The 14345-nt window shown below is 72.1% G+C and carries 15 protein-coding genes; 8 read left to right on the top strand and 7 right to left on the bottom strand.

What is annotated here, in order from left to right:
• Positions 1–95 precede the first annotated feature (95 nt).
• Complete coding sequence (locus AB0B83_RS28535; protein ID WP_357580751.1) at positions 96–869, bottom strand: FadR/GntR family transcriptional regulator; 774 nt, start codon at positions 867–869, stop codon at positions 96–98.
• A gap of 146 nt (positions 870–1015) precedes the next feature.
• Between AB0B83_RS28535 and AB0B83_RS28530 the strand changes: the two genes are divergently transcribed.
• The 8 genes from AB0B83_RS28530 to AB0B83_RS28495 all read left to right on the top strand — a co-directional run bounded on the left by AB0B83_RS28530 (position 1016) and on the right by AB0B83_RS28495 (position 8691).
• On the top strand, positions 1016–2305 hold the full coding sequence (locus AB0B83_RS28530) for a sugar ABC transporter substrate-binding protein (RefSeq protein WP_357580750.1): 1290 nt from the start codon (positions 1016–1018) through the stop codon (positions 2303–2305).
• 77 nt (positions 2306–2382) lie between these two features.
• Positions 2383–3333 (top strand): sugar ABC transporter permease, encoded by a 951-nt coding sequence (locus AB0B83_RS28525; RefSeq protein ID WP_207914545.1) that lies wholly within the window; start codon positions 2383–2385, stop codon positions 3331–3333.
• On the top strand, positions 3330–4145 hold the full coding sequence (locus AB0B83_RS28520) for a carbohydrate ABC transporter permease (protein ID WP_151453636.1): 816 nt from the start codon (positions 3330–3332) through the stop codon (positions 4143–4145). The genes AB0B83_RS28525 and AB0B83_RS28520 overlap by 4 nt, the downstream gene beginning before the upstream one ends.
• Positions 4146–4152: 7 nt before the next feature.
• Positions 4153–5301: a galactonate dehydratase gene (gene dgoD, locus AB0B83_RS28515; protein ID WP_132239572.1), complete on the top strand. Its 1149-nt coding sequence runs from the start codon at positions 4153–4155 to the stop codon at positions 5299–5301.
• A gap of 4 nt (positions 5302–5305) precedes the next feature.
• Positions 5306–5944, top strand: coding sequence for a bifunctional 4-hydroxy-2-oxoglutarate aldolase/2-dehydro-3-deoxy-phosphogluconate aldolase (locus tag AB0B83_RS28510; RefSeq protein ID WP_357580749.1), 639 nt, complete (start codon positions 5306–5308; stop codon positions 5942–5944).
• Positions 5941–6894, top strand: a complete 954-nt coding sequence (locus tag AB0B83_RS28505) for a sugar kinase (protein ID WP_357580748.1) — start codon at positions 5941–5943, stop codon at positions 6892–6894. Before AB0B83_RS28510 ends, AB0B83_RS28505 begins: the two co-directional genes overlap by 4 nt.
• Positions 6891–8156: a D-mannonate dehydratase ManD gene (manD, locus tag AB0B83_RS28500; protein WP_357580752.1), complete on the top strand. Its 1266-nt coding sequence runs from the start codon at positions 6891–6893 to the stop codon at positions 8154–8156. Before AB0B83_RS28505 ends, manD begins: the two co-directional genes overlap by 4 nt.
• The gene (locus tag AB0B83_RS28495) at positions 8146–8691 is read left to right on the top strand and encodes a gluconokinase (RefSeq protein WP_357580747.1); all 546 of its coding nucleotides are present in this window, start codon (positions 8146–8148) and stop codon (positions 8689–8691) included. The genes manD and AB0B83_RS28495 overlap by 11 nt, the downstream gene beginning before the upstream one ends.
• A gap of 40 nt (positions 8692–8731) precedes the next feature.
• Here the strand turns inward: AB0B83_RS28495 and AB0B83_RS28490 are convergent, their stop codons facing one another.
• From AB0B83_RS28490 to AB0B83_RS28465, 6 genes are all read right to left on the bottom strand, one after another.
• The gene (locus AB0B83_RS28490; protein ID WP_357580746.1) at positions 8732–9148 is read right to left on the bottom strand and encodes a YchJ family protein; all 417 of its coding nucleotides are present in this window, start codon (positions 9146–9148) and stop codon (positions 8732–8734) included.
• A gap of 67 nt (positions 9149–9215) precedes the next feature.
• Positions 9216–9587 carry a hypothetical protein gene (locus tag AB0B83_RS28485; protein ID WP_357580745.1) on the bottom strand — a complete coding sequence of 124 codons (372 nt, stop codon included), beginning with the start codon at positions 9585–9587 and terminating at the stop codon, positions 9216–9218.
• Between the two features lie 113 nt (positions 9588–9700).
• Entirely contained in the window at positions 9701–10732 is a 1032-nt protein-coding gene (locus AB0B83_RS28480; protein WP_357580744.1) for a methyltransferase, read from the bottom strand.
• Positions 10729–11907, bottom strand: coding sequence for an aminotransferase class V-fold PLP-dependent enzyme (locus AB0B83_RS28475; RefSeq protein ID WP_357580743.1), 1179 nt, complete (start codon positions 11905–11907; stop codon positions 10729–10731). Before AB0B83_RS28475 ends, AB0B83_RS28480 begins: the two co-directional genes overlap by 4 nt.
• A complete protein-coding gene (locus tag AB0B83_RS28470; protein ID WP_357580742.1) occupies positions 11904–13187 on the bottom strand; it encodes a tryptophan 2,3-dioxygenase family protein in 1284 nt (427 codons plus the stop codon). Before AB0B83_RS28470 ends, AB0B83_RS28475 begins: the two co-directional genes overlap by 4 nt.
• A gap of 66 nt (positions 13188–13253) precedes the next feature.
• A complete protein-coding gene (locus AB0B83_RS28465) occupies positions 13254–13958 on the bottom strand; it encodes a tryptophan 2,3-dioxygenase family protein (RefSeq protein ID WP_357580741.1) in 705 nt (234 codons plus the stop codon).
• Positions 13959–14345: the final 387 nt, after the last annotated feature.

Genomic DNA, 14345 nt, shown 5'->3' with positions numbered 1-14345 from the left:
TGCTCTTGCCGGCCCCGGAGGGCCCCAGCAGCAGCACCCGCTCCCCGGCTTCCACGCGCAGGTCCACCCCGCGCACGGCCCAGGCCCGCCGCCCGTCAGCCGGAACGACCACCGGTGGCGGTCTCGCCGGTCTGCTCCCAGATCGAGCTCATCTCGTCGAAGGCCTGCTCCATGAGCTGCACCATGGCCTGCCGGGCCCGCTCGCCGTCGCGCCGCTGGATCGCCTGGGCCACCTCGGCGTGCAACTGGAGGGCCTGCTCGTGCGGGTGGTGCGGCATCAGATGGTGCTGGTGCCGGCCGGTGAGCACCTCGGCGATCAGGTCCTGCAACCGGACGAACATCTCGTTGCCTGAGGCGACCAGGATCCGGCGGTGGAATTCTATGTCGAGCTGGAGGAAGCGTTCCTCGTCGCCGGCCTTGCCGGCGGCCCACATCTTCGCCGCGAGCCCGACCAGGTCGCTCGCCTCGTCGTGACCGACGCGGCTGGCGGCGAGCCAGGCGGCGTGCGGCTCGACGGCGGTACGCAGCTCGGTGATCGAGCGGAGCTGGACGATGCGGCCGGCCGAGGCGAGCCGCCAGCGGATCACCTGCGGATCGAAGACGTTCCAGTGCTCCGACGGGCGGATCATGACCCCGACGCGGCGGCGGGTCTCGATGAACCCGATGGAGGCGAGCACCCGCAGCACCTCGCGGACGACCGAGCGGGACACGGCGTAGCGGTCGACCAGGTCGTCGATGTTGAGCACCGACCCGGGTGTCAGCTCGCCGTCACAGATGGCCGTGCCGAGGCGATCGAGGACGCGCGCGTGCAGGCCGGCCTCGACAGGGGCGAGCTGGGCGGCCACAGCCCCCGGGGAGGACGATTTCACGTCACGGAGCATATCAGTTGGGCCTACCCCTTGTATAAATCTGTTTTTTCGGCCTAGCATCCGGTTGTTAAGCGGATGTAAACCGCGAGGTGGCGGCCCACCCGGTCAGGGCGGCGGCCACGGCCACGGCATAAGGAGAGATGGACGTGAGACGTCGATCAGTTATTGGGACTTCCCTGGCGATGGTCGTCGCCCTCGGCCTGTCCGCCTGTGGTGGCGGCGGGGACGACGCCGGCGGCTCGAACACCGTTCGCGTGACGCTGGTGAACCACGTCTGGACGGAGAACATCAAGAAGGCCCTGCCGGAGTTCGAGAAGCAGTCGGGCCTGAAGGTGGAGGTCACCCAGCTCGGTGAGGACCAGCTCTCCGACCAGTACAACGTCAAGCTCAACGCCGGGTCCACCGACCTGGACGTGATGATGTACCGGCCGCTGCAGGAGGGGAAGCTGTTCGCCAAGAACAAGTACCTCGCCGACCTGACGGACAAGAGCAAGTCGGACAGCGCGTTCGAGATCGCCGACTTCCAGTCCGGACCGGTGCAGGCCACCACGTACGAGGACAAGGTGGTCGGCGTGCCGATCATCACCGAGCAGGAGGTCCTCTACTACCGCAAGGACCTGCTGGAGAAGTCCGGCTTCACCGCTCCGCCGAAGACCCTCGACGAGCTCAAGGCGCAGGCGGCGAAGGTCGAGGCGGACAACCCGGGCGTGGCGGGCTTCGTGTCCCGCACCGGCAAGGCCGCCGCTGTCACCCAGTTCTCCAGCTTCCTCTACAGCTTCGGTGGTGACTTCGTCGACGCCAGCGGCAAGGCCTCGATCAACACCGAGCAGGCCAAGCAGGCGTACGCCTACTACGGCGGGCTGCTGCGTGAGCACGGCCCGGAGAACATCAGCACCGACATGAGCTGGTCCGAGGCGATGGCGATCTTCACCCAGGGCAAGGCGGCCTTCTACACCGAGGCCAACTCGCTCTACAAGAACGCCACCGACCCGGCCAAGTCGAAGGTCTCCGAGACCGTCGGGTTCGCGGCCTTCCCGGCCGGCCCGGCCGGCTCGAAGCCGTACAACATCCCGTCCTGGGCGCTCGGCGTCAACGAGGCCTCGAAGAACCAGGACAACGCCTGGAAGTTCATCCAGTGGGCGGCCGGCAAGGAGCAGGCGCTGGCGCAGCAGAAGGCCGGCGTGCCCAGCGCCCGTACCTCCGTCTGGGAGAACCCGGAGGGCGCGGCGACCTACCCGAAGGACCTCGCCGAGGCCACCACGGTCAGCACCGCCAACGGCGTGGGCCACGACCGGCCGCTGGTCGAGAAGGTCGCCCAGGCGCGGGAGATCGTCGGCCAGCCGATCGTCGACGCGATCACCGGCAAGGACGCGGCCGCCTCGGCGGACGCGGCCAACGAGGCGTTCCAGAAGTTCCTCGACGACGAGGCGAAGTAGCCCGAAGCGCAGGTGGCGGAGCCGACCGGCTCCGCCACCCCGCGTCGGGCCGCTGCCCTGACCCACCCGGAGACCTCATGTCAGCCGTCACCACACCAGTCAAAAGATCGCCCGAGGCGCGTCCGGCGTCCCCGGAGACCTCGGCCTGGTCGCGCTGGGCCAACGCGCACCGCAAGTGGCTCTTCGCGGCACCCGCCATGTTGTTCGTCGCCGTGCTGATCATCTTTCCGGTGGCGTGGACCGGGTACCTCAGCCTGACCGACGCCGAGGGCTCGGTCCGCGCCGAGAGCTCGTTCATCGGCTTCCAGAACTACCTCGACGTGCTCGGCGACACCGACCGGTTCTGGCCGGCCGTGTGGCGCACCGCCCTCTTCACCGGCGTCGTGCTCTTCTTCGAGGTCGTCCTCGGCATGGCGATCGCCCTGCTGCTGTGGCGGCCGTTCCGCGGTGAGAAGTGGGTCCGGGTCGCGATCCTGCTGCCGCTGGTGGCGACCCCGGTCGCGGTCGGCATGATGTGGCGGCTGATCTTCGACCCCAACATCGGGATGGCCAACCAGGTGCTCGGCTGGGTCGGGATCGACCCCCAGCCCTGGCTCTCCGGGCAGAACTCGGCCCTGCCGACGACGATGTTCATCGACATCTGGCAGTGGACCCCGATGGTCGTGCTGATCCTGCTCGCCGGCCTGACGTCGCTGTCCGACGAGCCGCAGGAGGCGGCGCTGATCGACGGCGCCAGCACCTGGCAGCGGTTCCGGCACGTCACCCTGCCGCTGCTGATGCCCACCGTGATCGTCGCGATCCTGCTGCGCGGCATCGACGCCCTGAAGACCTTCGACATCCTCTACGCCACCAAGGGGCGCGGCGGCGGGTCGTTCCACGAGGTGGAGACCCTCAACGTGTACGCCTACGGGCTCAGCTTCGACTACAACGACTACGGCGTCTCATCGACCGTCCTCATCATCTTCTTCCTGATCATCATCGGGGTGATGTGGGCCCTGACCTACCGCAAGAAGGGGCTGGACCGATGAAGCTGCGCAGGCCGTACAAGATCTTCCGCACGGTGGCCCTCGTCCTCGTCGTGCTGTCGCTGATCGCGCCGCTGGTGTGGATGGTCGCCGCGTCGTTGAAGACGAACGTCGACATCTACGACACCGACAAGGCGTTCGTCTTCTCGCCGACGATGGACAACTACTCCAACGTGCTCCAGCAGGCGAACTACATCCAGTTCATCGGCAACAGCCTCTGGGTGGCGCTCGCGGCCACCGTGCTGTCGCTGCTGCTCGGCGTGCCCGCCGCGTACTCGATGAGCCGCTTCAACATGAAGAAGTCCGCGCTCGTCGTGCTCATGGCGCGGGTCATCCCCGGCGTCTCGTTGCTGGTGCCCTGGTACTACGTCTTCTCGAACCTGCAGATGGTCGGCGGGTTCACCGTGCTGATCCTCAGCCACATGTTCGTGTCGCTGCCGCTGATCGTCTACATCATGATGGGCTACTTCGACGGCCTGCCGACCGAGCTCGAGGAGGCGGCGCTCGTCGACGGGCTGACCCACATCGGCGCGTTCCGGCGGATCACCCTGCCGCTGTCGGTGCCCGGCATCGCCACCGCCGGCATCCTGTCGTTCATCTTCTCCTGGAACAACTTCATGTTCGCCCTCGTGCTGTCCGGGGCCGACACCAAGACGCTCCCGGTGGCGATCTTCGACTTCGTCGGCTACGCCAGCATCGACTGGGGCGGCCTGATGGCGGCGGCCACGGTGGTCACCCTGCCGATCATGCTGATCGCCCTGTTCGTGCAGAAGTACGTCGTCTCCGGCCTCACCGCCGGCGCCACGAAGGGCTGAGGACACCATGACCACGATCGAACGGGTGGAGACCTTCCTCGTCGCGCCCCGCTGGCTGTTCGTCCGGGTCGAGACGTCCTCCGGGATCGTCGGCTGGGGCGAGGCGACCTGCGAGGGCCGGTCCGAGACCGTCCGCACCGCCGTCGAGCAGCTCAGCGAGCTGTTGGTCGGCCGGGACGCGCTGCGGATCGAGGACCACTGGCAGGTCATGACCAAGGGCTCGTTCTACCGGGGCGGGCCGATCCTGGCCAGCGCCGTGGCCGGGCTCGACCAGGCGCTGTGGGACATCGCCGGCAAGCACTTCGGCGCGCCGGTGCACCAGCTGCTCGGCGGCCCGGTCCGGGACCGGATCCGGGTCTACGGCTGGGTCGGCGGCGACGAGCCGAGCGAGGTACGCGACCAGATCGCCGCCGCCGTCGCCACCGGCCTGACCGCGGTGAAGATGAACGCCTCCGGCCGGATGAGCACCGTGGCGTCCGTCGCCGAGATCGACGGCGTGGTGCAGCGGGTGGCCGCCGCCCGCGAGGTGCTCGGCGACGAGCGGGACGTGGCGGTCGACTTCCACGGCCGGTTCACCCTCGCCACCGCCCGCCGGGTCGCCCCGCTGCTCGAGCCGTACCGGCCGTTCTTCCTGGAGGAGCCGGTGGTGCCGGAGAACTCGCACCTCATCGGCGAGTTCGTCCGTTCCACCACCACGCCGGTGTCGACGGGGGAACGGCTCTACAACCGGCAGGAGTTCCTGCCGGTGCTCCAGGCCGGCATCGCGGTCGCCCAGCCGGACCTCTCGCACGCCGGCGGCATCACCGAGGTGCGCAAGATCGCCGCGCTGGCCGAGGTGTACGACGTGCAGCTCGCCCCGCACTGCCCGCTCGGGCCGATCGCGCTCGCCGCCTGCCTCCAGGTCGGCTTCGCCACGCCGAACTACCTGATCCAGGAACAGAGCATCGGCATCCACTACAACCTCGGCGCCGAGGTGCTCGACTACTGCCTCGACAAGACCCCGCTGACGTTCGTCGACGGGTACGTCGAGCGGCTCACGGCACCCGGCCTCGGCATCGAGATCGACGAGCACGCCGTACGGGCGGCGGACAAGCGCGGACACGCGTGGCGCAGCCCCACGTGGCGGCACCGCGACGGCTCCTACGCGGAATGGTGATCACATGACCGTCGACCTGACCGCCGAACTGACCGCGGCCCGCATCCTCGCGATCATCCGCGGCACCGACACCGCCGCCGCGATCGCCGCCGGCACCGCGCTGCTCCAGGAGGGCGTACGCGTCGTCGAGGTGGCCCTGACCACGCCGGACGCCCTCGGGGCGATCGAGGCGCTGCGCGCGGCGGCCCCCGCCGGGTCGCTGGTCGGGGCCGGCACGGTGCTCACCACCGCCGACGTCGCCGACGTGGCCGCCGCGGGCGCACAGTTCGTCGTGACGCCGGCCGTGGTCGAGTCGATCGCCGAGGCGGCGCGCCGCGGCCTCCCGGTGGCCGCCGGGGCGCTCACCCCGACCGAGGCCTACACCGCGGTGCGGATGGGGGCGTCGGCGGTCAAGCTCTTCCCGGCGTCGGTCGGCGGCCCGGCGTACCTCAGGGCGGTGCGCGACCCCTTCCCGGACATCCCGTTCGTCGCGGTCGGCGGCGTCGGCCGCGACGACGTGCCCGCCTACTTCCGGGCCGGCGCGATCGCGGTCGGCCTCGGCGGCCCCCTGGTCGGCGACGCCGCCTCCGGCGGCGACCTGGACGCCCTGCGGGCGCGGGCGCGCAGCTACCTCGCCGCCGTGCGGGAGTCGACGCCGTCATGACCGCACCCGACCTGCTCACCGTCGGCGAGGCCCTGGTGTCGCTGCGCTCGGCCGGCCCGCTCGCCGCCGGGGGACCGCTGACCATGCACCTGGCCGGCGCCGAGTCCAACGTGGCCGTCGCGGTGGCCCGGTTGGGCCACCGGGCCGCGTGGGTCGGCCGGGTGGGCGCCGACGAGTTCGGCGAGTACGTGCTGCGCCAACTGCGCGCCGAGGGCGTCGCCGTCGACGGCGTGGCCCGCGACCCGGACCGGCCGACCGGCCTGATGTTCCTGGAACGGCGCACCGCCGACCTGACCCGGGTGCAGTACCACCGGGCCGGATCGGCCGGCTCCGCCCTCGGCGTCGACGACCTGCGGGCCCCGCTGGCGGCCGGCGCGCGGATGCTGCACCTGAGCGGCATCACCCCGGCGCTGTCCGACACCGCCCGCGCGGCCACCCGGTGGGCGGCCGAGGCCGCCGTCGCCGCCGGCATCCCGGTCTGCCTCGACGTCAACCACCGCGAACGCCTCTGGTCGCGCGACACCGCCCGCGAGGTGCTCACCCCGCTGGCCGGGTACGCCTCGACCGTCGTCGCCTCCGCCGACGAGCTGGACCTCGTCGGCGACCCCGGGGCCGACGAGTCCACAGTCGTGGCGGACCTGCTGCGCCGCGGCGTGGACACGGTCCTGGTCAAGCTGGGCTCCGACGGCGCCCGCGCGCACACCCGCGAGGGGGTCCGGCGGACCGAGGCGCTGACCGTGACCGCCGTCGACGCCGTCGGCGCCGGGGACGCGTTCACCGCCGGCTACCTCTCCGGCTGGTTCGACGGGCTCGACCTGGCCGGTCGGCTGCGCCGCGCGGCCACCCTCGGCGCCTTCGCGGTCTCCAGCCCCGGCGACTGGGAAGGCCTGCCGCGCCGCGCCGAACTGTCCCTCCTCGACGGCCACGAGGCCGGCGACGTCCTCCGCTGACCACCGAGCACCCCGAAGAAGAAAGGCACCCCGTGAAGATCGTCGCCGCTGACGTCATCGTCTCCAGCCCCGACCGCAACTTCGTCACCCTGAAGATCACCACGGAGGACGGCGTCACCGGCCTGGGCGACGGCACCCTCAACGGACGGGAACTCTCGGTCGCCTCGTACCTGCGCGACCACGTCGTCCCGCTGCTGATCGGCCGGGACGCGCACCGCATCGAGGACGCCTGGCAGTTCCTCTACCGCTCGGCGTACTGGCGTCGCGGGCCGGTCACCATGGCCGCCATCGCGGCGGTCGACGTGGCCCTGTGGGACATCAAGGCCAAGGCCGCCGGCATGCCGCTGTACCAGCTGCTGGGCGGGGCGTCGCGCACCGGGATCATGGCCTACGGCCACGCCTCCGGGCGGGACCTGCCCGAGCTGTTCGACTCGATCCGCCGGCACCTCGACGAGGGCTACCGCTCGATCCGGGTGCAGACCTCGGTGCCGGGCATCAACGCCGTGTACGGGGTCGCCAGCCAGCCCAGCGCCGACGGCAAGCGCTACGACTACGAGCCGGCGCAGCGCATCCCGCTGCCGGCCGAGGAGGACTGGGACACCCGCTCCTACCTGCGCCACCTGCCCGGCGTGTTCGAGGCGGTCCGCAACGAGTTCGGCCCGGAGCTGCCGCTGCTGCACGACGGCCACCACCGGATGACCCCCATCCAGGCCGCCAAGCTGGGCAAGGCCCTGGAGCCGTACGACCTGTTCTGGCTGGAGGACTGCACCCCGGCGGAGAACCAGGAGGCGCTGCGGCTGGTCCGCCAGCACACCACCACGCCGCTGGCGATCGGCGAGGTCTTCAACACCGTCTGGGACTACCAGACGCTCATCCGCGAGCAGCTCATCGACTACGTCCGCTCCGCCGTCACCCACACCGGCGGCATCACGGCCATGCGCAAGCTGCTCGACTTCGCCGCCCAGTACCAGATCAAGTCCGGCATCCACGGCCCGACCGACATCTCGCCCGTCGGCATGGCCGCCGCCCTGCACCTGGACCTGGCCATCCACAACTTCGGCATCCAGGAGTACATGCGGCACGGGGCCCTCACCAACGAGGTGTTCCGGCAGTCGTTCACCTTCGTCGACGGCTACCTGCACCCGGGGGAGCAGCCCGGGCTCGGCGTCGAGCTGGACGAGGAGGCCGCCGCGAAGTTCCCGTACGTGCCGGCGTACCTGCCGTTCAACCGGCTCCAGGACGGCACCGTCCATGACTGGTGAGGGCGCGTCCCCGACGCGGCACGTGGTCGTGATGGGGGTGTCCGGCGCCGGCAAGACGACCGTGGCGCGGGGCATCGCCGCCCGTACCGGACTGGTCTTCGCCGAGGCGGACGAGTTCCACACGCCGGCGCACGTGGCGCAGATGCGCGCCGGCGTGCCGCTGGACGACGCCGCCCGCCTGCCCTGGCTGCGCGAGCTGGCCGGCTGGATGGCCGCCCGCGCCGCCGAGGGCGTGTCGACGGTGCTGGCCTGCTCGGCGCTGCGGCGGTCCTACCGCGACACGCTGCGGCAGGGGCCGCCGAGCGTCGAGTTCGTCCACCTGGACGGCGCCGCCGGGGTGATCCGGGAGCGGATGGCCCGGCGTGCCGGGCACTTCATGCCGCCGAGCCTGCTGGAGTCGCAGCTGGCCACCCTGGAGCAGCACCACCCCGACGAGTCGGTGCTGGTGCTCGACCTGGCGCTGACGCCTGACGAGCTGGTCTCGGCGGCGGTCGACCGGCTCGGCCTGGCGCACGGCGTCGCCGCCAGCGGCTGAGCGCGTCCCGGTCGCGGTGCCCAGGCGCCGCGACCGGGCGTCAGTCGGGCAGCGCGTCGAGGTAGACCCAGCGGCCGTCCTCGCGGACGAACCGGCTGCGCTCGCTCTGCGTGCCCGGCTGGCCGCCGGCGCGGTGGTGGGCCCGGAACTCGACCGTGCCGGTGGCGTCGAGCAGCCCGCCCCGGTCGGTGTCGACGATCTCCAGGCCCGTCCAGCGCTGGCCGGGGTCGAGGTCGAGGGTGCCCGGCCGGGTCGAGGAGTGCCAGCTGCGTAGCAGGTACGCGGTGTCGCCGACGGCGAAGGCGCTGTACCGCGAGCGCATCAGCGCCTCGGCGGTCGCCGCGTCCGCCTCGCCCCGGTGCAGCCGCCCGCAACATCCGGCGTACGGCTGGCCGAGGCCGCAGGGGCAGGGCCGGTCACGGTCGTCGGCCGCCCGCCGGCGGGATCGCTTCGCCACCGGCCCATTCTGGCCGACGCCGCGGCGCGACCGGCGTCCGGACCCCGCCGGGCGTCGTGGTGCCGGCTCAGCCGGCGCTCGTCCGGGGCGCCCGTCGGGTGCCGAACGACTCCATGGTCGTCGCCTTGCGGGCCGGGGCCGTCGTGGCCGCGCCGGCGCGGGTCGCGGCGGCCTTCGTCGCCTTCTTCGCGGGCGCCTTCTTCGCGGGCGCGGCGGTGGCGGGCGCCTTGCGGGCGCGGGCCGGGGTCGCCGTGGCCGAGGTGTCCTTCTTCCGGGCCGCGCGGGCGGTCGTCGGCGTGGGCTTCCCGCCCGGGGACCTGGCCGCGGTCGCCCCGGTGGCCCGCTTCGTGGCCGTCGCCACCTTCTTCGCCGCCGTCGCCCGCTTCATCGGGGCCTTGCGCGCCCCGGTGGCCTTCCTGGCCCGTCCTGCGTCCGCCATCGTCGCTCCCTCGGGAATCGGCCCTGGGCGCTGGGTCTTCCCCCGGCCCCGGCGGTCAAACGCCGCCGAGTCGGCGGGGCGGGGCAGCGGCCCCGCCCCGCCGGCTGGGCGGATCACACCCCGGCCACCGGTTTGTACGCGCAGACCACCTCCCAGCCGCCGGGCAGCACGGCCACCCGGTCGAAGCCGACCTCCTTGAGCAGGCCGGTGTAGAACTCGACCTCCCGCAGCCGGCTGACGCAGCTGTCGACCCCGATGAGGAAGTAGCTCCAGAAGAACTGCATCGCCAGCCGGTCCGGGGTGCGGAACTCCTCGCAGATCACCAGCAGACCGCCCGGTTCGAGGGCCGCGTACGCCTTCTCGACCAGCCGCCGGGCGACGTCGTTGGGCCAGTCGTGCAGCACCCGGACGAACGCCATGGCGTCGTAGCCCGTGGGCAGCGGCTCGGCGAAGAAGTCGCCGCCGACGAAACCCAGCCGGTCGGCATGCCCCGTACGCGCCCGGGTGGCCGCCACCAGCGGCGCCACGGCCGGCAGGTTGTACACGTCGGCCCGCAGCCCCGGGGCGTCGTCGAGGACGTGCGCGGCGAGCGTGCCGTCGCCCCCGCCGACGTCCAGCAGTCGGCGCCGGTCCGGCCACAGCCGGTCGGCGTTGCGGTGCACCGTCTCGATCACCGGGCCGAGACCGACGGCCATGCTGCGCTCGAAGTCGGCGGTCTGCTCGTCGGTCTTCGGGGGCCAGGCGAAGTCGTCGTCGCTCATGCTCACCTCGCCCCGCAGGCTCTCGGCCAGCCGACCGTGCAGCCGCCGCCAGGGGTAGCGGTCCCGGTCGCGTTCGACGGCGCCGGGGCCGACGACCGCCGTGACGGCCTCCCGGAGGCCGGGCACCGCGCGGTACGTGGCGGTCGTGATGTCGTCGCCCGGCTCACTGCGCTCGACGACGCCGAGGCTCTCCAGGCAGTCGAGGAACTTGTAGAGCCGCAACGGCCGTACGCCGAACCGGGCGGCCAGCTCGCCGAGGCTCGCCGGCCCGGGCTCCAGCGCGTCGAGCAGTCCCATGCCGAGCGCGGTCTCCAGCACGTCCATGGCCTTGGGCCCGTTGGCGAGCAGACTCATCAGCGCCCGGGGGGACAGCGTGACCTTCACCGTTTCAGCTCCTCTTCCAGGGCGTCCATGAACGTGTCGATCTCGTCGAGGGTGTTGTAGACGTGCGGGCCGACCCGCAGGTGGCCCCGCCAGCTGCAGACCATGTCGCGCGCGACCAGCCGCCGCTTGACGGCCTCGCCGTCGGCGACGTCCAGGCAGACGACGCCGCCGCGCCGGTGCGGGTCCGTCGGGCTGACCACGTCGATGCCGGCCGCCGCGGCCCGGTCCAGGACCCGTTGCGTGCAGGCGAGCGAGTGCCGGCGGATCGCGTCGACGCCCACCCCGGCCAGCAGGTCCAGGCCGACCTGGGAGACCAGCGAGGTGAGGGGGAACGGGGTGCCGCCGGCGAACCGCCGGGCCCCGTCGGCCCAGCCGGTCGACGGCTGGAACGTGAACGCCCGGTCGCCGGCCTGCCAGCCGGTGGCCGCCGGTTCCAGCTCCGGGACCAGGCCCGGGCGGACGTAGAGGAAGGCGGTGCCGACCCCGCACAGCCACTTGTGCGCGCCGCCGAGGACCACGTCGACGCCGAGCGCCGTCACGTCCAGCGGCATCACCCCGACGCTCTGGAAGGCGTCGACCACCACCAGGGCGCCGACGTCGTGTGCGCGCCGCACCAGCCGGTGCAGGTCGATGGTGGCGCCGGAGGAGAAGCTGGCGTGCGGGACGCACACCAGCAGCGTGCGTTCGTCGACGCGCGCCTCGAGGGCGTCCTCGTCGAACCGCGGGCCGCCCGAGCCGACCACGTCGAGTCGGGCGCCGTAGCGGCGGAACGCGTTCCAGATGAACGGCACGGTCGGGTACTCGAGGTCGGTGGTGACGATCCGGTCGCGCGGCGGGCGGTAGTCGAAACAGGACGCCACCCGGGCGAGCAGCGTGCTGAGGTTCGCGTCGGTGACGACGCTGCCCGCCGGCGCGCCGATGAGGGCGGCGACCGAGTCGGCGTACCGGTCGAGGCCTACGTGCCAGCTTTGCCAGACCTCGTCGCGCCAACTCCGCAGCGTCTCCCAGTAGCCGGTGAGGACGTGTTCCGCCCCTCTGGGCACCGCGCCGGTGGAGTTGTTGTTGAGATAGACGGCGCTCTGGAGCAGGGGGAACTCGGCGCGCAGGGCGGCGTGCGCGGTGGCGTCGAGGCACTCGGGCACGTGCGCGTCGGGGTGTGGTTCGGGCGGGCTCACTCGGGGCTGCCTCCGGTCGGTTCGGTCGGGGACGGGGATCGGAAGTCGTCGGCGACGGAGGTGAAGACCGGGATGGACCGGACGGCGGCCAGGTAGGGCGTGCCCTCCGTGTAGCCGGTGCCGGGGCGGGGGCCGAGCATCCGGGTCGCCAGCCGGTGGTGCGTACGCCGCCACTGGACGACCGCAGCGGCGAACGACCGCATCTCCTCCTCGACCCGCTCGCCGCCGGGCGCGGCGAGCAGGCCGTCGCGTACGGCGGCCCGGAACGCGTCGTCGACCGACGGCCGCCCGGCGTGCACCCGGTCGCGGACCTCCGGCACCTGGTGGTAGGCGGCCGAGTCCAACCGCGACCCCTCCGGGGTACGGCACAGCGACTCCATCAGCTTGTAGGAGCGCGACTGGATGGCGCTCGCCCCCTCGGTGAACTCCCGGAACGTCCGGAACGCCTCCGCCTGCATGGTGGCCAGCAGCGAGAACAGCGGTCCGGCGGCGGTGAGCTGCTCGCGGGCGTACGCCAGCCGCTCGACCGCCGGCCCCGCCTGGCCGGCGGTCAGGGCGGCGACGGTGGCGCGCAGCTCGTCGGCGATCCCCGCGAAGAGGCACTCGTACGCCTGGAGCACCCGGATGAACAGGTACTCGTCGTGTGTCACGTGGACCGGCAGCATGCTCAGCCGCAGCACCAGCTCGCCGGTGGGATCCGGGTCGGCGGCGAGGGCCCGCAGCTCGTCCGGGGTCGCCACCGCCTCCCGGTGGGGGACCGTGCCGGCCAGGCCCATCCGGACGAGAGCGGGGGACGCGGCCCGTATGCCGAGCCGGTAGCGCTTGGCCACCACGTCCCGGCTCGGGCGCCGCTCGGGCAGCAGGTCGGTGGTGCCGGAGGCGGCGGTCAGCTCGAAGGCCAGCGCGTCGGCGACCAGGCGGACGAGGAGCCGGTCCCGGTCCCGCCGGGCACCGAGCGGGTCGGCGGCCGGCCCGTCGTCGACGTCGTCCCCGCAGGGCAGCCGGAGCAGCCGCAGCGCCAGGTAACTGCGGTAGTCGTACCGGCCGTCCCACTTGTCGAGCGCGGCGTCGAGGAAGTCACCCAGCAACCGGGCGTGGGCATCCCGCGCGGCCGCCGGCACCGTCGACTGCGCGCGGGCCTGGTCGAGCAGGGCCAGCAGTTCCTTGTCGACGAAGTGTTTGCCGACCCGGTGAAACTCCGCCAGCACGGCGGAGTATGGGAAACTGTCGGGCTCACCGGCACCGGACAGCCAACTCGTCAGTTCACGCACGAACCGCACCTCGACATTTCGGTCGCCACGCAGACAGGTGGGGAGGGATTGACAATTTCTGGTGGACGAGGATTGTCAGGGACGACCGACAGGTGATTCGTCACCGGATTCGTCGGTGGGCTTCAGGCGGGCCCGCCACAGTTCGGGGAAGAACCGGTACCCGACGAGCTTGGCGAGCATCGTCGCCTCGGCGCCGTCCGGGGCGTGGCCCCCGACGCGCAGGGCGATCTGGTAGTGCCGCGTCCGCCACAGCGACACCCGCTCGTCCCACTCGACGAGCGCCTCGGCGAGCCGCTGGACGGGGTCCGCCGGATCCGGCCGGCCCAGTGTGGCCGGGTCGATTCCCTGGGCTTCCAGCTGCTCGGCGAACGCCCGGCCGAGCTGTCGGCTCGTGGCCTGGACCTGCCGCCAGCCGGGCGACTCCGCGCCGGATCCCTTGCCCAGCGCCGGTTGCATGGCCTGGAAGTCGGCCGGGGACAGGTGCCGGAACATCTCCAGCTGGTCGGTGACCAGCTGGATTCCGAGCGTCGCCCGGGCCAGCAGCGACTCGGTCACCGCCAGCTCGCCGGCGCGCAGCCGGGTGACCGCCTCGGCCAGCTCGGCGGCGGCGAGTTTCAGCCACAACTCGGTGGACTGGTGCACCACCTGGAAGAGCAGCTCGTCGCGGTGGAGCATCTCCTCCGGACGCCGTTGCAGGTCGAGCAGCGTGTCCAGCCGCATGTAGCGCGCATAGTCCGTGGCGCCGTCGCCAGGCAGCACAGGTGAGTGGTCCCGCTTCACGGAATTGTGTCCCCTTCGGTCGGCGTCGCCGCATCGGAATCCGACGGTGCGACAGCGCGTGCGGCGGCCATTATGCAACGACGAAAGGCAATGTGTCACGCCCCTGTCGCGCACCGTGTCCCTTTTCGGAAAGGGGAGGGTTTCCGCCATTTTCGGCGACATTCACAAGGCGGTTTGTTAGCACATTTGGTCGACATTCGTCAATCGTGGTGAACGGCTGACCCGTCACACCGGCGGGTGGGTGCGGGGTTGGGTCGACGGTTCCCGTCGGGCGGGGCACGAGAAAGCCGCCGCCGTGCCGGGGGAGGTGCGGCCGGTGGTGTCCGCGCCGGAGCAGGTGCTCAGCCGCTCCGGCGGCGAGGTGGATCCGACGGCGGCGGAGACGGT

The sequence above is a fragment of the Micromonospora sp. NPDC049060 genome (assembly GCF_040649055.1).
GTDB lineage: Bacteria > Actinomycetota > Actinomycetes > Mycobacteriales > Micromonosporaceae > Micromonospora > Micromonospora reichwaldensis.
Note: the sequence above shows the minus strand (reverse complement) of the source record. Positions and strands in the feature narration are given on the sequence as shown.

Excerpts from the sequence above, each read along its gene's own strand:
- AB0B83_RS28525 (WP_207914545.1), top strand. The coding sequence starts at position 2,383 with ATGTCAGCCGTCACCACACCAGTCAAAAGATCGCCCGAGGCGCGTCCG.
- AB0B83_RS28520 (WP_151453636.1), top strand. The coding sequence starts at position 3,330 with ATGAAGCTGCGCAGGCCGTACAAGATCTTCCGCACGGTGGCCCTCGTC.
- dgoD (WP_132239572.1), top strand. The coding sequence starts at position 4,153 with ATGACCACGATCGAACGGGTGGAGACCTTCCTCGTCGCGCCCCGCTGG.
- AB0B83_RS28510 (WP_357580749.1), top strand. The coding sequence starts at position 5,306 with ATGACCGTCGACCTGACCGCCGAACTGACCGCGGCCCGCATCCTCGCG.
- AB0B83_RS28505 (WP_357580748.1), top strand. The coding sequence starts at position 5,941 with ATGACCGCACCCGACCTGCTCACCGTCGGCGAGGCCCTGGTGTCGCTG.
- AB0B83_RS28495 (WP_357580747.1), top strand. The coding sequence starts at position 8,146 with ATGACTGGTGAGGGCGCGTCCCCGACGCGGCACGTGGTCGTGATGGGG.
- AB0B83_RS28485 (WP_357580745.1), bottom strand. The coding sequence starts at position 9,587 with ATGGCGGACGCAGGACGGGCCAGGAAGGCCACCGGGGCGCGCAAGGCC.